This is a genomic window from Bradyrhizobium sp. 521_C7_N1_3 (assembly GCF_052075975.1).
GTDB lineage: Bacteria > Pseudomonadota > Alphaproteobacteria > Rhizobiales > Xanthobacteraceae > Bradyrhizobium > Bradyrhizobium japonicum.
Genome location: NZ_CP197232.1, coordinates 1607033 through 1630722, shown reverse-complemented (window position 1 = coordinate 1630722; position 23690 = coordinate 1607033). Strand labels below are relative to the sequence as shown.

Annotated in this window: 24 protein-coding genes; 7 read left to right on the top strand and 17 right to left on the bottom strand. The window is 57.9% G+C overall.

What is annotated here, in order from left to right; genetic code table 11:
* Positions 1-2039 precede the first annotated feature (2039 nt).
* The 4 genes from modC (at position 2040) to AB7008_RS07525 (ending at position 6598) form a co-directional block, all read left to right on the top strand.
* A complete protein-coding gene (gene modC, locus AB7008_RS07540) occupies positions 2040-3149 on the top strand; it encodes a molybdenum ABC transporter ATP-binding protein (RefSeq protein ID WP_441258652.1) in 1110 nt (369 codons plus the stop codon).
* A 56-nt stretch (positions 3150-3205) separates the two neighbouring features.
* Positions 3206-4474, top strand: coding sequence for an IS256 family transposase (locus tag AB7008_RS07535; RefSeq protein WP_014497957.1), 1269 nt, complete (start codon positions 3206-3208; stop codon positions 4472-4474).
* A 1014-nt stretch (positions 4475-5488) separates the two neighbouring features.
* The gene (locus AB7008_RS07530; RefSeq protein ID WP_011084586.1) at positions 5489-6043 is read left to right on the top strand and encodes a peroxiredoxin; all 555 of its coding nucleotides are present in this window, start codon (positions 5489-5491) and stop codon (positions 6041-6043) included.
* A gap of 6 nt (positions 6044-6049) precedes the next feature.
* Positions 6050-6598, top strand: coding sequence for a carboxymuconolactone decarboxylase family protein (locus tag AB7008_RS07525; RefSeq protein ID WP_011084585.1), 549 nt, complete (start codon positions 6050-6052; stop codon positions 6596-6598).
* Between the two features lie 211 nt (positions 6599-6809).
* On the opposite strand, the gene AB7008_RS07520 is transcribed toward AB7008_RS07525, so the two are convergent.
* From AB7008_RS07520 to AB7008_RS07490, 7 genes are all read right to left on the bottom strand, one after another.
* Complete coding sequence (locus AB7008_RS07520) at positions 6810-7106, bottom strand: ferredoxin family protein (RefSeq protein WP_011084584.1); 297 nt, start codon at positions 7104-7106, stop codon at positions 6810-6812.
* Positions 7107-7144: 38 nt separating this feature from the next.
* On the bottom strand, positions 7145-8452 hold the full coding sequence (locus tag AB7008_RS07515) for an FAD-dependent monooxygenase (RefSeq protein ID WP_011084583.1): 1308 nt from the start codon (positions 8450-8452) through the stop codon (positions 7145-7147).
* Positions 8453-8463: 11 nt separating this feature from the next.
* Positions 8464-9573: an electron transfer flavoprotein subunit alpha/FixB family protein gene (locus AB7008_RS07510; protein WP_014497958.1), complete on the bottom strand. Its 1110-nt coding sequence runs from the start codon at positions 9571-9573 to the stop codon at positions 8464-8466.
* Between the two features lie 950 nt (positions 9574-10523).
* Positions 10524-10865, bottom strand: a complete 342-nt coding sequence (nifW, locus tag AB7008_RS07505; RefSeq protein ID WP_011084580.1) for a nitrogenase stabilizing/protective protein NifW — start codon at positions 10863-10865, stop codon at positions 10524-10526.
* A gap of 654 nt (positions 10866-11519) precedes the next feature.
* The gene (locus AB7008_RS07500) at positions 11520-12338 is read right to left on the bottom strand and encodes a nitrogen fixation protein NifQ (RefSeq protein WP_011084579.1); all 819 of its coding nucleotides are present in this window, start codon (positions 12336-12338) and stop codon (positions 11520-11522) included.
* Between the two features lie 104 nt (positions 12339-12442).
* Positions 12443-13327 (bottom strand): nitrogenase iron protein, encoded by an 885-nt coding sequence (gene nifH, locus AB7008_RS07495; protein WP_011084578.1) that lies wholly within the window; start codon positions 13325-13327, stop codon positions 12443-12445.
* Positions 13328-13508: 181 nt separating this feature from the next.
* Positions 13509-13820, bottom strand: a complete 312-nt coding sequence (locus AB7008_RS07490) for a hypothetical protein (RefSeq protein WP_161170736.1) — start codon at positions 13818-13820, stop codon at positions 13509-13511.
* Positions 13821-13894: 74 nt separating this feature from the next.
* Between AB7008_RS07490 and AB7008_RS07485 the strand changes: the two genes are divergently transcribed.
* Together AB7008_RS07485 and AB7008_RS07480 are read left to right on the top strand one after the other, a co-directional pair.
* Positions 13895-14320 carry an ArsC/Spx/MgsR family protein gene (locus AB7008_RS07485; protein ID WP_011084576.1) on the top strand — a complete coding sequence of 142 codons (426 nt, stop codon included), beginning with the start codon at positions 13895-13897 and terminating at the stop codon, positions 14318-14320.
* 209 nt (positions 14321-14529) lie between these two features.
* Entirely contained in the window at positions 14530-15273 is a 744-nt protein-coding gene (locus tag AB7008_RS07480) for an OmpW/AlkL family protein (protein WP_018647470.1), read from the top strand.
* Positions 15274-15678: 405 nt separating this feature from the next.
* Here AB7008_RS07480 and AB7008_RS07475 read toward each other — a convergent pair whose 3' ends face one another.
* The 10 genes from AB7008_RS07475 to AB7008_RS07430 all read right to left on the bottom strand — a co-directional run bounded on the left by AB7008_RS07475 (position 15679) and on the right by AB7008_RS07430 (position 22829).
* Positions 15679-16026, bottom strand: a complete 348-nt coding sequence (locus AB7008_RS07475) for a (2Fe-2S) ferredoxin domain-containing protein (RefSeq protein WP_011084574.1) — start codon at positions 16024-16026, stop codon at positions 15679-15681.
* 719 nt (positions 16027-16745) lie between these two features.
* Complete coding sequence (locus AB7008_RS07470; RefSeq protein WP_011084572.1) at positions 16746-17090, bottom strand: hypothetical protein; 345 nt, start codon at positions 17088-17090, stop codon at positions 16746-16748.
* 33 nt (positions 17091-17123) lie between these two features.
* Positions 17124-17483, bottom strand: a complete 360-nt coding sequence (locus AB7008_RS07465; RefSeq protein ID WP_014497964.1) for a DUF3024 domain-containing protein — start codon at positions 17481-17483, stop codon at positions 17124-17126.
* Positions 17422-17739: a hypothetical protein gene (locus AB7008_RS07460; RefSeq protein ID WP_014497965.1), complete on the bottom strand. Its 318-nt coding sequence runs from the start codon at positions 17737-17739 to the stop codon at positions 17422-17424. Before AB7008_RS07460 ends, AB7008_RS07465 begins: the two co-directional genes overlap by 62 nt.
* On the bottom strand, positions 17736-18050 hold the full coding sequence (locus AB7008_RS07455) for a nitrogen fixation protein NifZ (protein ID WP_014497966.1): 315 nt from the start codon (positions 18048-18050) through the stop codon (positions 17736-17738). The genes AB7008_RS07460 and AB7008_RS07455 overlap by 4 nt, the downstream gene beginning before the upstream one ends.
* Positions 18051-18300: 250 nt before the next feature.
* The gene (locus AB7008_RS07450) at positions 18301-18525 is read right to left on the bottom strand and encodes a 4Fe-4S binding protein (RefSeq protein WP_011084569.1); all 225 of its coding nucleotides are present in this window, start codon (positions 18523-18525) and stop codon (positions 18301-18303) included.
* Between the two features lie 10 nt (positions 18526-18535).
* Positions 18536-20035 carry a nitrogenase cofactor biosynthesis protein NifB gene (gene nifB / locus AB7008_RS07445; RefSeq protein WP_011084568.1) on the bottom strand — a complete coding sequence of 500 codons (1500 nt, stop codon included), beginning with the start codon at positions 20033-20035 and terminating at the stop codon, positions 18536-18538.
* Between the two features lie 747 nt (positions 20036-20782).
* Positions 20783-21007: a putative nitrogen fixation protein NifT gene (gene nifT, locus AB7008_RS07440; RefSeq protein WP_011084566.1), complete on the bottom strand. Its 225-nt coding sequence runs from the start codon at positions 21005-21007 to the stop codon at positions 20783-20785.
* The gene (nifS, locus tag AB7008_RS07435) at positions 21004-22185 is read right to left on the bottom strand and encodes a cysteine desulfurase NifS (protein WP_011084565.1); all 1182 of its coding nucleotides are present in this window, start codon (positions 22183-22185) and stop codon (positions 21004-21006) included. Before nifS ends, nifT begins: the two co-directional genes overlap by 4 nt.
* Positions 22186-22508: 323 nt before the next feature.
* On the bottom strand, positions 22509-22829 hold the full coding sequence (locus AB7008_RS07430; RefSeq protein ID WP_011084564.1) for an iron-sulfur cluster assembly accessory protein: 321 nt from the start codon (positions 22827-22829) through the stop codon (positions 22509-22511).
* Between the two features lie 259 nt (positions 22830-23088).
* On the opposite strand from AB7008_RS07430, the gene AB7008_RS07425 reads away from it, so the two are divergent.
* Positions 23089-23679 (top strand): hypothetical protein, encoded by a 591-nt coding sequence (locus tag AB7008_RS07425; protein ID WP_014497969.1) that lies wholly within the window; start codon positions 23089-23091, stop codon positions 23677-23679.
* The last annotated feature ends 11 nt before the right edge of the window (positions 23680-23690 follow it).

Genomic DNA, 23690 nt, shown 5'->3' with positions numbered 1-23690 from the left:
AGGTTTCCTAGCCCAATCTGTTACAGCTCAGTCTAGCCGAAGGTAATCCTGAGAAATCTAAGGCAACCGCGATGAAACAAACGCGCTGATATTCCGGCAATCATTGGCTGTCGCAGCCGACTTAGCCACTTCCGCAAAAATACGTAGTCGCGGGCCACAATGCCATAAATTGATGACAGTACGGTCCACTGCCTCCACAGCTGACGCTGATTGCCCTTGGGACCAGCCACAGAGAGACGAAAGCAACTTCACAAAACCTCGAAGCCGCGAATGGCTACAGCGCTGAACAAAGCGCAACTGCTGCAGCACGAAACTCGAAATTCAAGGCCGCACCACGCCTGGGCAACTGTATCGCTAATCGAGCCAATCCAATCACGGATCGGTCCCACCCAGCCGACTGCGCCTCGGCAGGCTGATGCTCCAGCCCGGTCGACCTTCAGCCACCAAGCTGGCCAACCCCGCCGCCCGTCAGTCTGAATACTTCACTATCGTTCGAGTTCGCAACTGCCGCGTCTCTCGATGAGGGCCTACCGGGCGCTTGTTGAGCGATTGTCTCGGTGCATCGTTTTCGTTTGCCGCGGTTGGCATCATGCGCCGGCATTCGCGGTGCAAGTTTTTGAAATTGTCCCTAAGACAAAACATGGCCACGTCAACATCGCTACGGCCTGTAAAGCGGTCACAGAAGCGGATCACGTCTGATTTGCACGACGCCAAGACTTCCTCGGCTCGCCGATCTCGCGCGCGAGCGTGTCCTGTGCACCATGTCGCAGCGATCGCGATCGCAGCGAGGACGGCTGCAAAGCGATGCGCATTGCAAGTCCAGCCCATTCGTCGCTCTTGATTGACCAAACCCCTCATAAGACGCCTGTGCTTCTCTGTTTTTCTTTGCCCCGAGAGGTGATCTGTTTACCGGATTGGAATGCCTCGGCAGCCATGAGTCTCGCTTCTCGCGGGCCGGCTGCAATGATTGCCGCGCTCCGAATCATTATCCCGCCACTCGCAACACGCATTGCGAAGACCGCGACAAACAGAGATCGGCCGTTTAGCACTTATGTGCCCATGTTGGCTCCCAATATGGTTTTCTGCTTCGCCATGCCTACAACCTGACGTTACGGTCGATTCAAGCACTTTGAGCGCGCGGGCACCGCATATCATCTCGGTCAGCGCTTTCGCCAAGCGACCGTCTACAGGCCTTCTCCGCCGAGTAGATCGGATGGCGCGTCAGTCGGATGGCATGGAGTTGTGCATCATTGACGAGCTCTACGGCCGCATATTCGCCAAAGCACGATCTCGAACGCGAGAGGCTTGGCATGATCCTTGGGTGCCGCCTCACGGCCCTGCATGTGCGGTTGGAGACGCGAGCGTCAAAGTCCTACAATAGGATGCGGCGATTTAAGACGCGGAGTGGAGACAGATAAAACGCCTCCCTTGCCGCTAACCGCCCAGTTATCACTTCGAACGGCACGCGGATTGCTGGGTAAGTATCAGCCAGTTGCCGGGAAGGAAGCGGCTCAGGCGGAGCCGGAGTTCCAATGAGACTTATTCGATTCATGTTAATCGACCTGGCGCTGATGCTGGTCGCACCTGAGAGTGCAGAGGCTACGATCAGCTACTGGGCAGACTTCAAATCGGCTCGCGAAGCTGTGGGATCATTGATGCCGATTTCCGGCCGCGGGCCAGTATTCAGCTTTGGCGTGAGCCGGCATCTTTGCCCCCCAACCTCTCAAGCCGCGCCATTCAACATTCACCAGAAGGCCTCGGCCCGGCCAAGCAGACCAAAGACCTCGCGTTGCTGGAAAGGCGGCGCTTAACTCTTAAGGTAAGCGCGCCGGCCACCGTACCGATTGCCACGATCCACCGGCGTGGAGCTGCTCAACAAGGCTCCGGACTTGAAACCGCTCTGCACGCCTCCCTCCCACTTTATACCCTCTTGCGAGCAGCAGCGCCGTGCTGGAGCGGAATAGACTGGATGGCCAGCAGCATAACGATCACCTCCAGTGCAGCCGCTAGGCTCCTCACTTAGATGGAAGATACAGCACATGGGCGGGTTCACCAACGAAGCCAAGAAGGGCTATATTGAGGTTGCCTTCAACGGCTCGCTCGCGAGCATTCTGCTTGATACGCAGTTCAGCGTACCGGCCAAAGGCGTCACAGCGATTTTTGGTCCGCCTGGGTGCGGCAAAACTACACTCGCGCGCTGCATCGCTGGCGTGCAGCGTCTGCCGAATGGCTTCTGTGCGATTGATGGGGAGATTTGGCAAGATGAGACGACGTTTCGACCGCCTCATCTGCGTCGCGTCGCATATGTATTTCAGCTACCGATCCTCTCTTCTCATTTGTCGGTACGACGCACCCTTTTATACAACGCGTCAAACTCGGAACCGACACTGATCGATTTTGATGGTGTGGTCGAATTGCTCGGCTTGGCGCCACTGCTCGAGCGTACGCCATCACATCTTTCCAAGACCGAGCGGCAGCGACTTGCCCTTGGCAGTGCGCTGCTAGGCCAGCCTCGGCTACTCCTGCTGGACGATCCACTCATTGTGCGCGACCGCTCCGCCAAATGCGAGATCCTGCCATTTCTCGAACGCATCCTGCAATCGCTTGCGTTGCCGATGATCTACATCAGCCATGACATCACCGATATCGAACGTCTCGCCGATCATCTCGTCATGATGAAAGATGGCACCGTGACTGCGGCCGGTCCGCTCAATGTCACCCAGAGCGACCCGGCGCTCGCCAGCCGCAGTGAAGCGGCAATCTGTCTGGATACTATGGTCGGCGGTTATGACGGGCGCTACGGGCTGGTCAAGCTCCGCCTCAAATCCGCGCGCTTTCTGATACCAGCAGTACCGCTAAGGCCGGGCGCAAGGCTGCGGCTGCGCATCGCTGCCGGCGACGTCAGCATTGCGTGCGAACCTCCGCGCGCAAGCTCTATCCTCAATGTATTTCGAGCACGCATAACGGCCTCTCTGCCGCACGGCGATGCTGAGGTCACCTTGGTTCTGACCCTTGAAACTGGCCACTCTGGCGTGCCGCTTTTGGCGCGCATCACGCGCCGCTCCTTTGATGCCCTACGGCTCAGTATTGGAGCGGAAGTATTCGCGGAAGAGCTATGCGGGAAACTGGGTGATGACGGAATGAGATAGGCGGCGTATCGAGGCGGGTGTCGAGCCTGCCAGAACCTCAAGGAGAGCGATACGCCATGAACGAGCATAGCAACATTGTCCCACTGCGTCAGCCCGATGAGATCGACGATCCACTGACGAATATTTTGCGATCTGGTGCTCGGCAGCTGCTTGCGCAGGCTGTCGAGATGGAAGCCGAGGCGTTTCTCGCCGCGATGAAGGGCTTGAAGCTTCCCGATGGCCGCGACCGCCTCGTGCGGCACGGCCATGGTCCAGTGCGGACGATCCAGACGGGGATCGGCGCCGTCGAAGTCGCCCGGGTAAAGATTCGCGATCGCGCGGTGACCAGCGATGGCGAGCGGATCCGCTTCACCTCGGCGATCCTGCCGTTGTGGGCACGGCGCACGAAGAGCTTGGATGCACTTTTGCCGGTTCTGTACCTGCGAGGCATCTCGACGGGCGACTTCCAGGAGGCGCTGGCGGCGCTCCTGGGCAAGGATGCGCCGAATCTTTCTCCGGCGGTGGTTTCCAGACTGACGACGGAGTGGCAGCTCGAGTACGAGCGTTGGCAGAAGCGCGATCTGTCGGCGCGCCGGTACGTATACGTGTGGGCGGACGGCGTCTTCCTGCAGGCTCGCATGGAAGACCACAGCGAATGCATGCTGGTGCTGATCGGCGCGACGCCGGAAGGCAAGAAGGAACTCATCGGCTTCCAGGTCGGCGTGCGCGAGAGCACGCAGAGCTGGCACGAACTGCTCGTCGAGGCGAAAACCCGTGGGCTGAAGATCGCCCCGGAAATCGCCGTCGGTGACGGCGCGCTCGGCTTCTGGAAGGCGCTCGACGAGGTCTTTCCCGCCACGCGACATCAGCGGTGCTGGGTGCACAAAACCGCGAATATCTTGAACAAAGTCGCAGTGTCGGTACAGGCCAGCATGAAGAAGGATCTGCGCGAGGTCTATTTGGCGTCCAACCGAGCTTCGGCCGAAGTGGCGATCGATGTCTTTGCCGAGAAATACGGAGCGAAGTACGACAAGGCGGTCGAGTGCCTGACGAAAGATCGCGACGCAATGCTTGCGTTCTACGAATTCCCCGCCGAGCATTGGGACCACTTGCGGACGACGAATCCCATCGAAAGCGTGTTCGCGACGGTCCGGCACAGAACGGTGCGCACGAAAGGTTCGTTATCGTCAACGACTGCCAAGTTGATGGTGTTCAAGCTGCTCTGCGCCGCATCAAAGACCTGGCGGCGGCTGAAAGGCACAAATCAGTTGCCGAAGGTCAGCGCAGGTGTCAGATTCGAAAACGGCATCGAGGTCATCCAAGTGCCGGAAAACCACGCCGCCTGATCGCCTCGTCACCCAAAATCCCGCATAGCTCTTCGCGGAAGTCGCGCGCGCCGTTCCGCTCGGGCTGCCGAGCGGTGGCTTGCAAGGCCTGCCACATCCCCATGAGCACCTTGGACGGCTATGTCTGGACGCGAGAAACACACCAGCAAGATCGCGGCCATCATCGATAGATTCGAATAGCGCTCCGGGCAGTTCTTTACCTGCCAAAGACGATCTTGAGGCTACCTGCCGATTCCGCTTTGGATGTCGCGCAGCGAGGAAGGCATCACCTTACAGGTGCAGCGGCACTCGAGGGGGGCACACACATTATGCTCGCAAGCGAACGTTGCGAGGGGAGAACAGATCTCGATTTCCCAACCGTTCGGCAGCAGAACAATCCGGTCTTGACAAAAACGGTTGCCGAGGCTGCGCCCGCCGTCTCCCGGGCGCTTCGCAGCAGGACCCCATCTCCTTGCGATCAGCAAATTCGCCAAACAACGGGAATGAGCTGACCGGACCTGCGCGCCGAATCGTTACGATAGCCAGGCGTACCGGACTTAACAGACGTTCCGAAAAACATGCCTTGCGGCCGGCGCCGTTCAACCCCAGCTGCGGCTATTGGTCGGAACGATACCGGGCGGCGCACGCCCATCGAAACCCTTCGCCATTTGCGGAAGCCGCCTTAGCTCCCGCGTCCGCTGCTGCGCCGCCTCGATGCCTTGCGAACGCGCCGATTGTGGACCTTGAACGGCACGACGTCGCAGTTACCAGCGGCGAGCGCCAAACTGCCATAGCCCGGCCAGGCCGGCTGTGCAGTGCCTACCGGTCGGGGACGAGATTGCTTCGGTTTAGGTCTGGCTGCCGTCTTCCCGCCAACCGCGTAGCCAGCGCCCGTGTACTTTCGTGCTCAAAGGCGCCTGTATCCAAGCCGCTGGGCTGGTCTTGTTGCGCCAATTCTAGGTCTAAGAATGCGTGGCATATGGTTTGCTCCACCAGTGAGGTCACGATCTACAAAAGCAAGTTTGTGAGGACACCATGCTCGGAATTGGAAGTCAGTTGCCGCCATTCGACATCACAGGCGTGAAGCCCGGTTTTCAAGCGCAGGAAGAGGAAGGGCAGAGTGCGTTTGAGACGCTGACCGAAATGAGCTTTCCGGAGAAATGGAAGATCATCTTCTTTTACCCAAAGGACTTTACCTTCGTCTGCCCGACAGAGATCGCAGAATTTGCTCGGCTTTCCAAGGAATTCGCTGACCGAGATGCGGTTGTACTGGGTGGCTCGACTGACAACGAGTTCTGCAAGCTTGCTTGGCGGCGCTCACATGTCGACCTGCACAATCTACCAATCTGGCAATTTGCCGACACAAAGGGAACGCTCGTCGATGGCCTCGGGGTGCGTTCACCCGAAGGGGTTGCCTATCGTTATACCTTCATTGTTGACCCCCAAAACACGATTCAGCACGTCTATGCGACCAATCTGAGTGTGGGCCGCAGTCCTAAGGACACACTCCGCGTTCTAGACGCGCTGCAAACCGACGAGCTCTGTCCCTGCAACCGCGAAATCGGCGGGGAAACACTGAAGGTTGCGTGACGCAGCATGTCGCCGATCGAACAAATCTACGACAAGATTCCCGATTTCGCGAAGGATGTCAGGATTAACTTGACCTCCTTGATGGCCGATGAGACGCTTTCGCCGCGGCGAAAATACGGGGTGCTGGTAGCGAGTGCAGTTGCCACCCGCAATTCAGCCCTGATTGCCGCGGTGGAATCGGCAGCCTCGGGCGTGATGACATCTGTGGCGATCGCCGCAGCGAAAGCTGCGGCCTCCGTAGTGGTAATGAACAATGTCTACTACCGCTTCGTTCACCTCGCTTCCAACCCAGAATACAAGACGATGCCGCCGCGGCTGCGCATGGACGTGATTGGCAATCCCGGCGTGGACAAGTCCGATTTCGAGCTGTGGTCGCTTGCTGTCTCCTCCATAAACGGCTGCGGTATCTGCATTGATGCCCATGAGAGGACATTGAGAGCCGCGGGCGTCAATTCGGAGACGATCCAGACCGCCGTGCGCTTTGCTGCGATCACACAGTCAGTGGCGATCGCACTCGAGGCCGCTGGGCCTGCCTCCCCTCAGGCAGGAGACTGATCTTTTCTCTGCCATCAGATCGACGGCATCGTGGCGCTACTCAGTGGCGCCACAACGAGCCTTTTGCTGCTTATCTGCATGTCACGTCTTGCGTCGCGTTGCGATGACGGGTGTCTTCTCAAACAACCCGGCGCTATGCAGGTGACAGTGAGCGCGCCACAGATACAGTGAGATTGCGTCGGCTAACGCCGCACCACCCTTCGCTCTGTCATCACCCAAACTTGAACAGAACACCATATCCGCCGCGCGGGTGGCTCCATTCGATGTCGCCGGTCGGCTCGGCGATCACGCGGCAGGTACCGCATTCAATGCAGCCATCAACTGTAACTTCGACCTGGCCGTTGTCGTTGAGCTCGTAGCATCGCGCCGGGCAGGCCTTCAAAAGTGTGAGGAGCTGCGGCGATGGCGTCTTGTGCGCACGTACCCTGACGTGAGGGTGCCCGGCGTCGACAAGATAACGGTTGTAGTACAGCTTGTCTTCGACGCGCACGGAGGGTTCGACATTCATGCTTTTGCCTTCCACTGTTGGACTTCACACTGTCGCGATCACCGCCAGGCCCTGGCAAAACGGTAAGCATCGCCGACCAGACCTGACCATGACCGCGTCTTGACAAAGGATTTGAGGCTCGCCTTCTCCTTCTCAACCTTGGGCGTACCATCGACGCGCACAAAGTTCTGCATCGCCTTGGAGATAAGCTGCGGATAAGTGAGAAAGAAATTTTCGGAGTGGGTATGCATGAGGGGTGGCAAATCCTTGTACTTCTTGAGATCTTTGATGACGAAAGAATCGTCCAACATCTTTTTGTAGATTGAGAGATTTGTTGCACTCATCGGTTCGCCGCGCGATTTGACCAGACCTATCGCTTCGGCCGCGATACGGCCCGATGTCATCGCGAGATTGGAGCCCTCACGATGAACGGCATTGTTGAGTTGGGCGGCATCGCCCACGACGACCCAGCCCTCCCCATAAAGCTGTGGGATCGATTTGTAACCGCCTTCGGGAATGAGATGCGCCGAATATTCCTTTACTTCGGACCCTGCTATCAGTGGCGCCACAGAGGGATGCCTTTTGAATTCATCGAGCAGGCCATACGGCGTTTGGCCCGTGCGTTGGAAGTCGGCGACGAGACAACCGATGCCAAGCGAAATGCACTCTTTGTTGGCGTAGATGAAACCCATCCCGGTCATGCCGCGGGAAATGGTACCGGCAGCCTCTATCACGACGCCTTCATCCCCCTTAAGATTGAAGCGTGCTTCGATGGTTTCACGGGGCAAGAAGTGCATTTCCTTCACCGCGAGCGCAACGTTATCGGGTGCCGGACGGGCGCGCAGGCCCGCACGCGTGCCGAGCAAGCCATTGACCCCTTCGGCCAGAACGACGACGTCAGCATGTATCTCGCCGTCACGGCGATCTGTACGAACACCGACGACCCTGTTACGATCGTCCTGCGCGAGCTCTGTGACGGTGGTCTCGCAAAGCACGATCGCGCCAGCTTCCCGCACCTTTGAAGAAAACCATTTGTCAAACTGGGCGCGTATAATCGTATAGCGGTTCGGCCTCTGCTCGTTGAAGTCCTCCGAACGGTAGTGCATGCCGACATGCGAGCGATCGTCCATCATCCAGAACCGCTGTTCGATCAGGTGGCGTTCGAGTGGCGCCTCCTCTCGAAACTCGGGGATCAGCTTTTCCATCATGTCGGCATAGAGGATGGCCCCCTGCACATTTTTCGATCCGGGATATTCGCCCCGCTCGAGCTGCAGCACCTTCATGCCCTGTTTGGCCATCGTCAATGCCGCCGCGTTGCCGGCCATACCGGCTCCGACCACGATCGCATCGAATCTCTCTTCAATCATCAATATCTCCTCTAGACCGCGATCCTGGCGCGCGAATCTGGCAGAAGCCGCGCGCGAAATGCAGCCGTCAGGGCTGGCAACAATTGCATAGCATCACTGACGATCGCGAGATGGGCGAAGTCGAAGATCGGAGCGTTTTTGTCCGTGTTAACGGCGACGATCAGATCCGCGCCCTCGACGCCGACCCGGTGCTGGATCGCACCGGAAATGCCCGCGGCAATATAGAGCTTCGGCCGGATGGTTTTGCCTGTCTGACCGATTTGCCGGTCAGACGTAACCCAGCCCTTTTGCACGAGAGGACGCGAGCAGCCATATTCAGCCCCAAGCAGAGCTGCGAGCTCGCGTACCAACCGGAAGTTCTCAGGCGATCCCAGTCCAAGGCCGCCCGCAACCACAACATCGGCATAGGCCAGAGTGGAAGTTTCTGCATCGCGGTCGGGTAGGAAGGACAATACTTTCGTGACTATATCGTCTTCTACAAGGCCGAGCGGATGAACGACGATACGAGCGGCATCGCGCATAACGCGTGCAGGCATCGGCATCACTCGCGGGCGGACCGTGGCCATCTGCGGGCGGTAATTCAAGGTATAGATTGTGCAGAGCAACGAGCCGCCAAAAGTTGGCCGCGTCGCCGCAAGTGAACCGTCGGCGTCCACGTCCAGCGTGGTGCAGTCGGCAGTAAGCCCCGTCGATAGATTCGTCGCCACGGAACCTGCGAGATCGCGACCAAGCGTCGTGGCACCCAACAGTAATATCTCGGGCTTGTAGGTGTTGACGAGTTCGGTGAGCGCTTTCGTATAAGATTCGTTGCGGTAATCCGACAACACATTGTCGCTCACGAGATAGGCCAGATCGGCGCCGTAGCAAAAGGCTTCAAGTGCGGCGTTGCGTGTGTGCTGCCCCTCCGGACCGACAACGACAGCGGCAAGATTCACCTTTAGCCTGTCGGCAAGACCACGCCCCGCACCCATGAGCTCCCAGGAAACGGGATGCACTTGGCCCCGCTCCAGCTCGACGAAGACCCAGACGTGCTTGTACGACTTGAAGTGCTCCGGCAGTTCTTTTTTGGCTGCTCCGCGGCCGGCCCCTGCTGGCATCGCCGTTTTGCTGACCTTGCTCATAGTCTAAATTCCTCTGGAGATAGGCGCGCCCGCGCCACGGGTTGCTTTTTCGCTTTCGTTAACCGAAGTTCACTTTTGGCCGGCAAGTGGCTGGCTGCTCTGCCCGCCTGCGCGCTCGGACCAGTCGCACCACAATACGCGTCGTCGCAATTGGCGCACCCATTCGGCCGGCTTTGGAGGGATCTTGCAAACTGAATCCTTGGGTGCCGGGCTCGACGAGCGCCACCGTGGCCGGCCAGGACGAGGTGATCCTGACCGGCCACTTCCATGCCTTAGTTGACTAGTCCGTTCGCGGCGCCTCGCCGGTACCATCGATGGAGGTCCTGGCAAGGCTTCTGTCACGCGACCGTGCCGAGCCTCCAGCGCTGGCACTCCGTGTGGGAGGAGGGCACCACTTTTCGTAACGCAGTTTCTATCTGCGATGAGATGCAGGCACATTTGAGCGGGATCGGGGGCCGATTTGATGCGGACGCTACTGTGCATAGCCGCCGCAAGAGCCGCGCGAAGGGGACACCTATTATTGACTACCATCTCACCGTCACTACGAAACTGCGACCGCGTCAAAGACCGTTGCGAACAGACCTGACGGCATCGTAGGCCTCGATATGATGCCGCAGGGGGGCTCGGCAGGCACTGTAAGCAGCATCATGGGTCCTCCTTCAAACTCACCGCGGGCGCCACCATCTGTCGGCATCGATGATCAGATCAGCAGGACAACAGCAAGTGTCGTACCAGTTGCAAAGACGATTGAAGTCAGTGGGACGTATTGGCTTGCGCCACACATCAAACAGCTGCTGATACCTGGTCACGAATAATCCGGACATGGGTCGGGAATACGACAGCCGTTGGCCGGGCCATGACTAAGAGACTTGCCGCGATAAATAGAAAGCCGCATTAACGGAGCGCCTCGGCGTCCGCCGGACAGACTTCGCTTACAGTGGAACGCTAGGTCACTTCAACTCGCTCAAAGGAACGAAGGCCGCAGCCTTCTTGGAGTCTGAGACGGCATCCTTCAAAACCTTGAACACTCGCTCGTCGATCGGTGACGATGCCACGAAATCTCCATATGCCCGTTCCAGCATCGCCTTGCATCGAGTTCTGATTTCCGGCTCTGCGGCACCAGCAAATTTCTCCTGTGCGAGGTATTGTCCCATGCGCTTCAAAATGTGAAGGCGCGCGACATTCACGATCTTAGGGTCGTACTCGACGCCAAGCAGCGAAAAAAACTCCTCTGCCGATGAGGCCTTGCCGAGTCGATCTAGAATACCGGTTGCTGGGGATGAGCTGATCATCGAATATTCTCCTTCGGTTTAGCTCTGGTGAGCGCCCACATTGAGCGGATCCGAAACAGTAACGACAACGCGCCCGCGGGTTTTGCGGTTGCGCTCAATCTGATGAGAACTCGGTGACGGCGCGGAAAGACTTCTCATGACTGACACCTGAAGTTCGCGGGCCCGGTATATCCTAACACTTGGTTGACCTTTTCCATCGTTAGCTCCTGATGACTACACAGCCCGAAGACGGCATGGATATTGTGGCAAGGGACCACATATTTCATCGACACCCTTGCGTCGACCCTCGCGTCGGCGCCTCTTTCCCGGGTCCGTGCGGCACTTCATCATGGTAAGCGGAAGATCTGCTTCGATAATTGCGCGGACGCGATGTTTTTGTTGACCGCGCCCGCCGTTACCGCCGCAGTCTTTGTGATCCTAACGGCCGACCTAGTGCAAGAAGTCACGCTTCTCTTTATGACCTTGTTCAGCAAATGCATCGTGGCAAATGCGACAGCGCTATGAGGCCGAACGCGTTGCCCTTTGGTGCGACAGGTCCGTTGCGGCGCACCAACACGGGTGAACTGTAGCCTAGCACTCGATCTTGCCGCCTTAACCACACGGCCGTCCGCTCGCATCCAAGTTGGTGATCCGCGCCCTCCTCCGACCTGCGGCCTACAAATGCGGTGAAGCCTTTTCGGATAACGATGCGACTGCGGTCTCTCCTGGCGTTTCAGATGCCCGGCCGCTGGACACAGCCGGCCATGCTGCGGCCTGCAACAGCAAATCGCGCCGACGCTCGGCCATCCGGCTCTCACCGCTTTCTTCACCGAAACAGATGTTGAATTCGTTACATTGATTGCACACGGGTGTCGTGCACATCGCAAGGCCTTCGTCCTCGCAAAGCATGCGGTAGAAGAAGCGCTTCCAACGCATATTGTTGACATTGCTCGCGGCGAGCGGCGCGAAATGCCGGCTCATCACGAGCGAGAGTTCGCCACGATCACGCAAGCCGAGAGCTTCCCAAAGATGGTCCGGCTCCATGGCGCGGCGCGCGATCATCGCAGCCAGCCACCGGCCGATATCCCCTTCCGTCGAGCGATGCTTGAGCAACAGATCGCGAAGCATTGCGATCTCCTCATCCTCTTCCCGCTTGAAGGGCGCGGCCTGCTCCGGGGCCCTGATCCCGGTTGGGAGAAAGTGCTGCTCCAGTAAGACCGCCAATTCAACGCCGGACAGGCCAACTTTCTCAGACAGACAGCCACCATCCATCGTGGCAGCCGCCAGGATAGACGCCAGGGCATGGCGATCGAGATTGCTGTCGATGGCGATATCGGCATTTGCAGGATGTTCACCGGTGAGCAGCCGGTAGGTTGAAATTCCCTTGTGCAACTGGCTATTGGCGTCAGCAGCACAGGCAGTCGTGAACGGAAGGACGTGCGGCTCGGACATAACTCTGCGGTTTTTCACAATGCGTGGTTCGTCACGGCGCACTCTGGTTTTCGCGGCCGATCGTCAGTATGCCGGCCCCCCCGGGAAGGGGGGTGAGGGAGACCGGCATCTGTCGCTCGCCTTCGCAAGGCGGCGACTCGCGGCCTTTACGAGGCTGCGAGTTCGGCGGCGGTTTTGCCGATGATTGATTCATCCACGGCCTTTATAATGCCATGCTCCATCAGCATGTCCTCGAGCTCATCCATTGAGATCGGGGTCGGGATGATGCCCTTGCCGCCATTATTGTGAACCTTGGCCGCTAGTTTCCGATAGTGATCAGCCTGCTTGGAATCGGGTGCATATTCAAGCACCGTCATGCGACGCAGCTCTGCATGCTGCACCACATTGTCACGCGGCACGAAGTAGATCAGTTGAGTGCCAAGCTTCTTGGCCAACGCTTCCGCCAGTTCCAATTCCTTGTCGGTCTGCCGCTCGTTGCAGATCAGGCCGCCCAACCGCACCCCACCTGAGTTCGCGTATTTCAGGATCCCCTTGGAAATATTGTTTGCGGCATACATTGCCATCATTTCACCAGACATCACGATGTAGATCTCCTGCGCCTTGTTTTCGCGGATTGGCATCGCAAAGCCACCGCAAACAACGTCGCCAAGCACATCGTAAGAAACATAGTCAATGTTCTCGTAGGCTCCGTTCTCTTCAAGAAAATTGATCGAGGTGATGACACCGCGGCCGGCGCAGCCGACACCTGGCTCAGGGCCACCGGACTCAACGCAGCGAATGTCCTGGTAGCCAACCTTCATTACGTCCTCGAGCTCTAGATCCTCCACGCTGCCGGCGCTCGCGGCAAGACTCAAAATCGTGTCTTGAGCCTTGGCGTGCAGAATAAGGCGAGTCGAGTCCGCTTTCGGATCGCACCCTACAATCAGGATCTTCTGACCCATCTCTGCCAGCGCCGCTAGCGTGTTCTGCGAAGTGGTGGACTTGCCGATTCCGCCCTTCCCGTAGAAGGCGATTTGTCTTAGTGAAGCCATGCTGCTCTCCATCAACCGATTTGCCAAACGTTGCGCGCTTCTTTTGCGAGCTTTGCTTCCCTCGCAGAAGCGGGGGCACACGGGTTCAAGGGAAGGAGCGCATCGCTCGCCTTACACGTCGGCGTGCACTCAGCCCTCACTCAGTGTTGCTGCCGCTTATCAGCAACAGCCGTGCCAAGGTCTAACCCGGCACCTTAAGCTTCTGATTACGTTTCCAAAAGCAACCAGCCGGCGCGCGATCGTAGGCTGTTTTGGATCTGACAAGATCTGCCCGGCTGTCAGACAACGAACAAACAATCGCAAACATGAACGCCAACAGCCAAATAGGCTGACTTAGCCGATGCCGCCATTGTGGAACAGAACTTGCTGCCGCTCGCGCAAGCTCAGCCATGTGAGGAGTAAAGATGCCGGACGGAGTCAAAATGAGACGGGCCAGCGGCTTTGCAAATTCGCTGAGGGCGCACCATGCGCTGATATTGACGTTGACTGTCAAGAACTTCGAATGGCTCCCGGGAAGCAGCAGCCCTGTGCTATTCGCCCAGCATAGCACGCCTACATAGGTACGCCGTGGCTACAATCATCTTTTATCAGAAGCCCGGCTGCGCCACGAACGCGCGTCAGATTCAAGCGCTAAAGTCCGCCGGTCATGACGTGGTCGTCCAGGACATCTTGAAGGAGCCATGGCATGCGGACGAATTGCGCAGCTTCTTTCGCAATATGCCCGTCGGCTCCTGGTTCAACCGAGCCGCGCCTCGTGTCAAGTCGGGCGAAGTCAATCTCGATTCTATCGACGCGGCGAGCGCACTCGCATTGATGGTGAGTGATCCACTCCTGATACGACGACCGTTGATCGACTTAGACGGAATACGATGTGCCGGGCTCGATCGCGAGCCCGCGCTGTCGCTGCTTGGCCACCAGACGCAGGAGCATCTCCAGGGATGCCTGCACCAAGCAACTCGCACGCGCTGCCCGAAGATGGGATCAAGCGAATGAGCCTGTTCCGGACGATCACACCAGAAGAATGACGTTCTCGACTTGCGGCTTGCTTGGCGCGAGTATTTCCTTTAGCAAAACGTGTTTCGCAGCTGTGATCCTGATGCAACTGAGCGGCACGATCGCTCCCATATTTGATTGGTATCAAATCTTTCGCCGTTCCTTATGTGTGACAGAGACCTTGCGCGGCTTCTCGCGCGACTTTTGGAATGGAGAATTCGATGAGAGCAAGAACAGTCCTGGCAACTGTATCGGTCTTCGCGCTAGCGACCTCGTTGGCCAGCAACTCGGTACGTGGTGCTGATCTGGGTCCGGCGCCGGTCTACTATAAAGCTCCCCCTATTGAACCCCGCAACCCGTGGATGATCCGCCTGCGCGTGCTTGGCGTTTTGCCGGATACCGCAGGCAGTTCCGTCAACGTTCCAGGGACGCCGTTGCTGTCATCACCCAACTCTGGGCTTTCGATCAGCGATCAAGCTATACCAGAGCTCGACATCACCTATTTCTTCACAGCTAACTTAGCCGCCGAACTCATTCTCGGCGTGACCAGCCATCACGTCAGCGGCAATGGCGCGCTCACAGGGCTCGATATCGGCAAAGCCTGGCTCTTGCCTCCTACACTGACCCTGCAATATCACTTCACCGATTTTGGGCCGCTTAAGCCCTATGTCGGCGCGGGCATCAACTACACTGTATTCTTCAACCAATCGGCAGCCAATACTTCGCTCGCCGGGCTTTCCGTCACGGATCTAAACATCAAAAACCAATTCGGCGCGGCAGTCCAATTCGGTTTCGATTACATGCTCGATCGCCACTGGGGCCTCAACTTTGACGTTAAAAAGCTGTGGCTGCGGCCGGAGTACTCGGCCACCTTAAACAATGCGATTGCCGTTACGGGCCGCGCCCATATTGATCCATGGCTCGTCAGCGGCGGCGTCGCTTACAAGTTCTGACGTTAGAGCAGAGCCAGAGTGGAGAGGCCGTTTGATAAACTCGGATCCCAGCAGGATCATCGAGCTCGTCTCCTACTCTCGCCGGACTGACACGGAAAGCCGGCTGACGCGCCATCGACGCGTCAGCTCGCAAGAGAGGGAACCGCTGGCGTTGCTCGCGCTGCAAGTTACGAATCGCGCAGCACGTGAGTAACATTACACAAACGTCGACTCAGAATATGATCATACGTCTGTTTCGCCACGCTTAAGACCGAAGCCATTTTCCCATTTGCCTGATAAGAAGGCGATACGCCGCTGACAGCCTAATCTTGGCCGCGAAGTGCCCGGTTAATCTCAGACGATCCGCCCCCCAACGTCGAGCCGACCATGCTAGCTAACCCGGCAAGCGGCCGCCAAGCGACGCCTCTAGCTTCGCTTGAGCACTATCACAAGCCGGTCGACACGTTGGCCGTGCTTGAGGTGGGATATGACGATCTCGTCGACATCCTCAGGCGTGGTCGCGCGATACCAGACTCCGTCGGGATAGACAACCAGCAAAGGACCAGAGTTACAAAAGCCAAGGCAGCCCGCAGTCGCGAAGCCAATATCGTCGAGGCCTTGCGCTTCGATCGCCTTGCCCATTCGATCCCACAGAGCTTGCGCGCCGGAGGCGCCACAACTGCCGTGGGGATGGTTTGGCGGACGCTGCGTGTTGCACGCAAAGACATGGTGCCTATAGAGTTGAGGGAGATGAAATTCTTTTTCTGAGTTCACGCGCCTATCCTCTGATAGTGAATTTCAGCTGTCGGGATGAGATGTGAGCGCATAGCCGCCCGCAATGTCCAACGATGACCGTCCATTGGCGCATGGACACCTGCTGACACCAACTCCCGCTTGCGAAGGCAGTCGGAATGGTCGGGCGCCTTACTCGCTGTCGTCGCTGAGATGAGCGATAGGCACCTTCACGTCCGAAGGTCGCCTGCTGATCAATGACAACCTCTTCTCCCGGCATCGAGACCTCTCATTCATGCAACAATCCCCCCGATCAACTTTCTCGAAGAGCAAGTTGCACACCAAATGCGTCATAGCGCGCCTCACAATTGAGGGAAGTTGCGGCAATGCCGACGTTCTCGCCGCTATCAGCGATTGAATGCCCATGGCCTCGCTCAGAACAATAATGTCGGCCGGAGAGACGGCGTCGCCCTCGATCTGTTCACTCATCAAATCGCGGTTACCGGTTCGCTCAACCCGGCCCCGTCGTTTCCTGCTTTAAGGTATCGACAGCAGTTCGGCTCAACCGGAATACCCCGCGGCCACGAGCGAGCGGCTGATAAGCCGAGCTGGCACGGGTGTTGAGGACATCGAACCACCCGTTCGGAGTGAGCTTCCCTGGACGCTGGCCGATTTGTATCACCCGCCCATTCGGGGCGAAGCGGACGTGGATGATGATTTGTTACAAGCTCATACCGATTCCTTATTTTGGCCGCTTACGATCACGAGCTGACACCCGACAAGCTCGACTGTAATGTGGTCGATTTCGAATATCTTAGCGGGACTCCTTCACGTGATTGCAGATGCGCGTCGTAGCACTGCTCGACCATGCGACACCACTCCAAGACATCATCGGTAGGCTTGCACAGCACTGCGCCGTATTCGGCCGGCTCATTGCTCACGGCCCAACATTCCTTTGGCCAATGCGATCCCGGTCGCCCGCGTTGAGTGTCGAACTCACGCATCACGCCCCGCCCGCGGCGCAGCTGGACAAAGGGACCCATGCCGTCGCTATCGGCAGCAAGCAGCCGTTCGATCTCGATCAATTCCTCGGTCGTGATCGCCATCGTCGTTCTTCTATCCTCGGGGACGGTGGTCCTTCATTGCCAGAACAGGCGCTCAGGATCCGCATTCAATTCGTCGATTGCAGGGATCAAGCGATGATAGAGGCTGTAAAATTCCCAGACTCCCCCCGCATGATTTTTGCGAAACAGCTTCCAGATCCCGGTCACGCCATCATAAAGGATCAGCGCGACATCGACGAGCGCGCCATCCTTGTCGATATTGCGCGAGCAGCAGGGACTCTCGATGCAGTAGCCGCCCCACACGGGCGTCACGTTTGGCGAGACGTAGAGATAGCGCTTCCGCGCGCTCAAGCCGCGTTCGATCCGTTTGCGATCAAGCTCGTTGAGATGACGCGCCAACCCCGGTTTTACTTTCCTCATCAGTGCGGAATTCATGATGAAAGCCTCCCTTCAATGCCTTTTGATGTTCTCTTGAACTCCAGCAGATGAGCAGCTCCTCACCAAAATCAACGATAAAGATAGGCTCATGCGCTTTGTTGTTGAGAGTATCGATGACGGTCTGGCGGCTCGGCCTGGCGGCGAGCGAAGCTCCGTCCGTCTCCGTATCGACCGATGAGCGGTGCTTGATCAGGTCGGCTGTCGGTTTACCCCGCTGGCCCCACCAATATTTTGGAAAACCTCGCTGAGTCATGACTCCTCCGGTAGTGGCAAATCATCGACCTCCTCGCCTGCATCCACTGGCTCAAGTTCCTTGCGTTTCATGCCAACGCGGTAGCCGCTTTCCAAAAACTCCACGCCGTAGATGTAGAATTGCTGCAAGAACGTGCCGATCGAGACGACGTAGCCCACCTCCCCCTTCTTGACCAAGACGTCTCCGATCTCCTTGCCGGGATAGGTGCCATCATTCCGGATGACGCGATTGGCGCGAAGCTTTTGGCCAAAGCTGAAGGCGGGTGGGTCGCTTAGCTCGACGGCGTCGCTATCCCGGAGAATTCCGTTCATATTTCGCTCCTCATGCACCGACGGCGCGGGGGCACGCCGAGGGGACACTCTGCTCCGCATCACGAGGCGCCCTCGAGCGCCGAAATGTCGCCAGGCTGTGCTGCCCGCCAGCAACAGCCCCATCGCAGGAATCCAGAGCGGCCACCGTCCGTAAGAGCAGACGCCGGCGCCTGCGGAGCCGCCAGTTCGCAGCGCGACGTTTGGGACGTGTTCAGCACCAGCGATTGCATTGCCGGTCAGGCTCCACACTTCAGACGGGCGCCTGGTAGCGAGGCAAGGCCCTGTCAACCACGCAGGTGTTGTCGACCGGACAGGCAGCGGCACATTGCGGTTCGTCAAAATGCCCCACGCATTCGCTGCATTTCGCCGCTTCAATGACAAAGTTTCCCCCCTTCTCCGAAATAGCAACGTTCGGGCATAAAGGCTCGCAAGCTGAGCAGCTCGTGCACTGCGAGGCGATGATTTTGAATGGCACATATTCCTCCTTACGCCGCAGAGATCCGATCTCCAGGCCAACGCGGGGGCACGCCGCGCTGCACATGCTGGATCTCCCCGCGCTTTACTTTGCCGACATAGGCCCTGAACCAAGCGATCGTCGACTTCTCAATGTACTCATAGGCGAATTGATCGACCGGCTCGATCCCAGCCTTGATCAGGCCGCTCTTGGGGCAGCCGCCGATCTTAGCCACGAAGACCGCGTGGCAGTCACGGATGTCGCGCATGATCACGGATAGCCTATCTTCCTCGCCATAGCCGGCCTGGCAGTAACCCTCCACACGACGTAGCCCGACGAACTTGGCGCCGGATGTGGAGAGCTCGTACAGTTGGAATTCCTTTGCATGTCCAAAGTGCTCGTTGATCAATCCCGAGCCCTTAGTTGCGACGGCTACTAGAACAGTGATCGCGCTCATCTCTCCGGAGACTCCCGCCAACTCCTTTTGACCGGCCGCGACTTTGGAGACGCGCTCATTCTCTACCCTTTTTTGATAAGCCTTGCGCATCTCTAGGTCATAATGGACGTCCATTTTCATCACCTGATCATTGGTGAACTCCGCGCTGCGATCCTCGCCGAGTAGACCGACCGCATCAGCGCGGCACTGCCGGCAATGCCGCATCATGTTTATCTTCCCTTCGCAAGCATCTTGCAGCGTCTTCAATTCTTGAGCCGTCGGACCGCGCTGACCGTTGAGGCCAAATGCTGTTCCGTGCTCGGGTACGGAGATCAGCGGCATGATATTGTGAAGGAAGGCACCGCGCGACGTGACCGCCTTGTTGACCTCGACCAGGTGGTCATCATTGATATTGGGGATCATCACCGAGTTGATCTTGCACAAAATGCCCCGTTCGCTAAGCATCTCGAGCCCTTGAAGCTGGCGATTGGTGAGTATCCTTGCCGCCTCGATGCCGGTGTATCGCTTGTGGTTGAAGAAGATCCATGGATAAATCTTGGCTCCGATTTCAGGATCGACCATGTTGATGGTGATGGTGACGTGGTCAACTTTGGCCCTCACGATGGTATCGACATAGTCTGGCAGCGCTAGTCCGTTGGTTGACAGACACAGCTTGATGTCAGGAGCAGCCTCGGTGACCAACGCGAGCGTTTTGAACGTCTTTGCTGGATTGGCCAGGGCATCGCCGGGACCAGCGATGCCAAGTACCGTCATCTGCGGAATGGTCGTCGCGACCGCGATCACTTTTCTCACTGCCTGCTCAGGGGTGAGCTTCTCGCTCACCACACCCGGACGCGATTCATTGGCGCAGTCGTATTTTCGGTTGCAGTAGTTGCACTGGATATTGCAGGCAGGTGCGACCGCGACATGCATGCGAGCGTAATGATGGTGCGCATCCTCGCTGTAACAGGGATGGTTTTTCACCCTTTCCCAGATTTCGACCGGCAGATCGCCTCGGCCGGCCTGCGAGCCGCAGCTCGCCCGCCCGGTCTTCGCCGAAGCGCGGCAGCCCTTATGCTCGGTTATGGACTGCATGATCTTCCCGCTATTGACCGCTGCTTTGACATATTTTCCGCGCTCCACGACCGAGATCACTCCCCTGCAAGCATCGACGCCCACAGATCATCCTAGAGCGCGCTTCAGGAAGATTAGCAACTTGCATGCCGTGGCGAGGATGATGCGAATGCAACCACAGTACACCGAGTAGGCGCAGCGATAGCGTTGGCACTTGCAAGACAGCAATGATGAGCTTGTTGGCAAAGCGACAGATGCGTCGCCATTCTCACTCGGGGCTCCATCTCGTGTGCTTTTCACTCTCGCGGGGCTCGCCCCGATCCAGCTCATCTGAACGGGCTTTCGCGCGCTGCCGCTCTCAATTGGCCCGATCCGAACTGGGGAAGCCGGACATCATAAGGCCAATACTAGGGCAACACGCGTCCGAATATGACAGGCAGCAATGAGGGCCAAAGATGATGGTGCAATCGCCTTGTCCCGACTGGCTGAGTAAACCCCGCCTCATCAATGCCGTCGCGGCGGGCCGACGTTTGCTGATCTTGATATGCTGCGCCGCAGCCAGTCGACCCCCAAAGCCCCGAGACAGCGCCGACTTACCGGCGAATAAGCCGACCGATGCATCTGGTGTGCTCAGCACATCGCATTTTCAATTCCCTGATGCCAGGACGAGAGAGACGACAATGATCTCGGTCCCCAGGGCGGGCGCCAAGGTCGGCGAGAGTAACCTTTGCATCCGCCGCATCGACAGCGCTCATCTCCGTGAGCGCTTCATGGATCGTCGCCGCTCTCATCCCGCTTCTTCGCGTCGATTGTGATCGGTAACCGTGTGTCGCTCGCCATCTCGGGCAAATCGAGCACCCAACCGTTAGCGACTTTGATCCAGCCGCCCCATAGGGTCTCGTACTCGGAGGCCACGATTGACTCTTCGATATCCTTTTTTGGCACGTAGATTGACAAGCCCGTGTCCGGAGAGCGGCGGATCATGATTTTCACGAGGTCTGCTCCCTGACCGTGGCGCGGGAGCTGGCGCGCATGCGAGTCACGATATCTGACACAGCGCACACGGCCTCATCGACTTCGGCGAGGGAGGTTTCGCGCGAAAGAGAAAAGCGCACGGCGCCGTGCATCCGCCACGCAGGCACCTGCATGGCACGCAGAACATGCGATGGCTGCATTGAGCCCGACCTGCAGGCTGACCCGAGCGATACGGCGATGCCCGCCCGGTTAAGACGGTGGGCAATCGCTTCACCTTCGAGATGGTCGAAGGCAATATTAGTCGTATTCGCCAAACGATTGCGAATGTCGCCAAGCACAACGCACTCGCCATTGCGCAAAATTCCCTGCTCAAGGCGGTCACGTAACGCGCCAATGCGGATGCGCTCGGGTTCAAGCCGCTCCGCCGCAAGTTCGGCAGCTTTTCCTAGTCCGACGATTCCGGGAATATTCTCGGTCCCAGCGCGCCGCCCTCGTTCCTGTGATCCGCCGCAGATCAGCGGCTGGAATTTTGTCCCTTTACGCAAATATAACGCACCTACCCCCTTCGGGCCGTGCAGTTTGTGCGCGGATAGTGAAAGCATGTCGATCGTGCTGTCCTTTAGGTTTAAGCGTACTTTACCAATGGCCTGCACCGCATCTGTGTGAAATAGCGCTCCCGCCTCACGGGTCCACCCGGCCAGACACTTCACGGGAAATATCGTTCCGGTCTCGTTATTGGCCCACATAACCGAGGCAATCGCTGTGCGTGGCCCAAGCGCGCAGCGAAACGCCTCGATGTCGAGCCGGCCGCAAGCATCTACGGCAATAATGCGCGTCTTGACTCCCCTTGCCGCCAATTGCTCCGTTAGCGCAAGTACGGCGGAGTGCTCAACCGAAGTGGTGACAACCTCGTCTCGACCTTCCTGGGTTGCAAGTGCCGAGAGGATTGCGGCATTATTGGCTTCGGTCCCTCCCGAGGTGAAGACGATTTCGTGATCGTATGCACTACCTAGCAGGCCGCTCAAGCTTCTCCGTGCCTGCCTCACCGCAATTGCGGCCTCGTTGCCAAAGGCATGCGCGGACGAGGCATTGCCGAATTGCTCAGTGAAGAAAGGCAACATGGTTTGCACGACGGATGGATCAGTTCGCGTCGTTGCATTGTTATCGAGGTAAATCGGCGCTCGATTCTCGCTCACTGCACCACCCCGCCTGCAGCAACAACGAGGACCAGGCGATCCAAACCTCCGATCTTACCTACCAGGTGCCCCTGAATCCCTTCTAGACTCACGCTCGGAAGCTTGTACGGCTTGCCAGCATTGTCGAGCCGCGCCAAGAGCATGCTGCTATCGTGCCGATCAGCTAACAGGCGCCAGCTTCGGCTTGGCGATTGGGTCCGATCTCTTCGTTCGCGCAGCGAACGGGACCCTCTCGCATCGTGGGGATCGACGAGTTCTTCAGTCGGTCTGGTTCGGCCGGTGTGGTTCATTGCCCTTTCCTTATCGCCTGATCAATGTTTCCATCAGCCGAATGATTTTCCACAGGAGCAGTTGGTGGCCGCGTTCGGGTTATGAAAGGTAAAGCCAGAGCTCTCCGGTGCCAGCACGAAATCGATGGTTGTGCCGGCCAGATGCTCTCGGCTCTTGCTATCGACAAACACCTTGAGCCCATCGCAGTCGATCACGGTGTCGTCAGGCTTTGGCTCATCGGCGATGCCCATCTTGTATTTGAATCCATTGCAGCCGCCTGCTTCGATCATGACGCGCAGACCACCCGCCCGCCGCTCCGAAGATGAAATCGCGCTCTTGATTGCATTGACTGCGCTATCGGTCAGGTTGATCACGTCTTTGCCTCGTCAGCTTAGGCCCAGCTAAGAGCAAGTCACGTGCCAGCGCGCAGACGCCTGATGATGCTCATTTCCGCGCCCCTTGGCTGGCAACGGATGTCGGGTTCCTGACAAGGCACGTAAGGCGGTGCCAGCCACCGGCGCGTTTTCTTTCCGAGCTTCACTGAACGCCGCCACGCAGGCGACGGCAGGCAATTTGCATCGCATCTGGCTCCGACAACGCGTCGGTGAAGAGCATAGATCAAGGACAGATTTAATGACCGCTATCGAGAACACTGCACTCGGCAGACTTGAGAAGGAGAGCCGCCTTCTCAACGCCGTATTCAAAGGCGCGACCACCAAGCCGGGCCGGTTCGGCTTTCGCGGCGACGTCGCACTAAAGTTCCAGACTCAGGTCGCGGACGAGAAACGACCGCCAGACTATTCCATTGAGCAGGTTCTGACGATCGCCCAAAACGGAGAACGCACTATCCCCGTGCTGGCCGGCTACCTACATTCCTTCGCGTATCTTGTTGACGTCGCGACCGTCCTCGACGGTGCCTTGAGCCCAATCGGCAGCTATTTCATTTTCTGCAACAACATCGATTTGCTGGCGAAGTATCGAGTTAAGCTCGGCGATATTAACTTCCACGTCTTACCCTGCGATGAATCCACGGTTTGGAAGGAGATGATGGACTTGGTCGGGCTGAACAAGGACGACATCAAGAAGCTCGATCCGGCCGGCAAGCTTGATTACCTCCTCGATGCCACAAGGGATCTCGATCTATCCTATGAGGAAATCTCGTATGACGACGGACTAAAGAGGATGGAGGCTGTGAAAAACCGCAACGAGAACCGCCCGGTCTGAGGGCGGTCTTC

What these genes read in the sequence shown, in the direction of transcription:
- AB7008_RS07460 (WP_014497965.1), bottom strand. Translation starts at nt 17,739, where the DNA reads ATGACTCAGCGAGGTTTTCCAAAATATTGGTGGGGCCAGCGGGGTAAA.
- AB7008_RS07465 (WP_014497964.1), bottom strand. Translation starts at nt 17,483, where the DNA reads ATGAATTCCGCACTGATGAGGAAAGTAAAACCGGGGTTGGCGCGTCAT.
- AB7008_RS07510 (WP_014497958.1), bottom strand. Translation starts at nt 9,573, where the DNA reads ATGAGCAAGGTCAGCAAAACGGCGATGCCAGCAGGGGCCGGCCGCGGA.
- AB7008_RS07515 (WP_011084583.1), bottom strand. Translation starts at nt 8,452, where the DNA reads ATGATTGAAGAGAGATTCGATGCGATCGTGGTCGGAGCCGGTATGGCC.
- AB7008_RS07530 (WP_011084586.1), top strand. Translation starts at nt 5,489, where the DNA reads ATGCTCGGAATTGGAAGTCAGTTGCCGCCATTCGACATCACAGGCGTG.
- AB7008_RS07480 (WP_018647470.1), top strand. Translation starts at nt 14,530, where the DNA reads ATGGAGAATTCGATGAGAGCAAGAACAGTCCTGGCAACTGTATCGGTC.
- nifH (WP_011084578.1), bottom strand. Translation starts at nt 13,327, where the DNA reads ATGGCTTCACTAAGACAAATCGCCTTCTACGGGAAGGGCGGAATCGGC.
- modC (WP_441258652.1), top strand. Translation starts at nt 2,040, where the DNA reads ATGGGCGGGTTCACCAACGAAGCCAAGAAGGGCTATATTGAGGTTGCC.
- nifB (WP_011084568.1), bottom strand. Translation starts at nt 20,035, where the DNA reads ATGCAGTCCATAACCGAGCATAAGGGCTGCCGCGCTTCGGCGAAGACC.
- AB7008_RS07520 (WP_011084584.1), bottom strand. Translation starts at nt 7,106, where the DNA reads ATGAATGTCGAACCCTCCGTGCGCGTCGAAGACAAGCTGTACTACAAC.
- AB7008_RS07455 (WP_014497966.1), bottom strand. Translation starts at nt 18,050, where the DNA reads ATGAACGGAATTCTCCGGGATAGCGACGCCGTCGAGCTAAGCGACCCA.
- AB7008_RS07525 (WP_011084585.1), top strand. Translation starts at nt 6,050, where the DNA reads ATGTCGCCGATCGAACAAATCTACGACAAGATTCCCGATTTCGCGAAG.
- AB7008_RS07535 (WP_014497957.1), top strand. Translation starts at nt 3,206, where the DNA reads ATGAACGAGCATAGCAACATTGTCCCACTGCGTCAGCCCGATGAGATC.
- nifW (WP_011084580.1), bottom strand. Translation starts at nt 10,865, where the DNA reads ATGATCAGCTCATCCCCAGCAACCGGTATTCTAGATCGACTCGGCAAG.
- AB7008_RS07425 (WP_014497969.1), top strand. Translation starts at nt 23,089, where the DNA reads ATGACCGCTATCGAGAACACTGCACTCGGCAGACTTGAGAAGGAGAGC.
- AB7008_RS07470 (WP_011084572.1), bottom strand. Translation starts at nt 17,090, where the DNA reads ATGGCGATCACGACCGAGGAATTGATCGAGATCGAACGGCTGCTTGCT.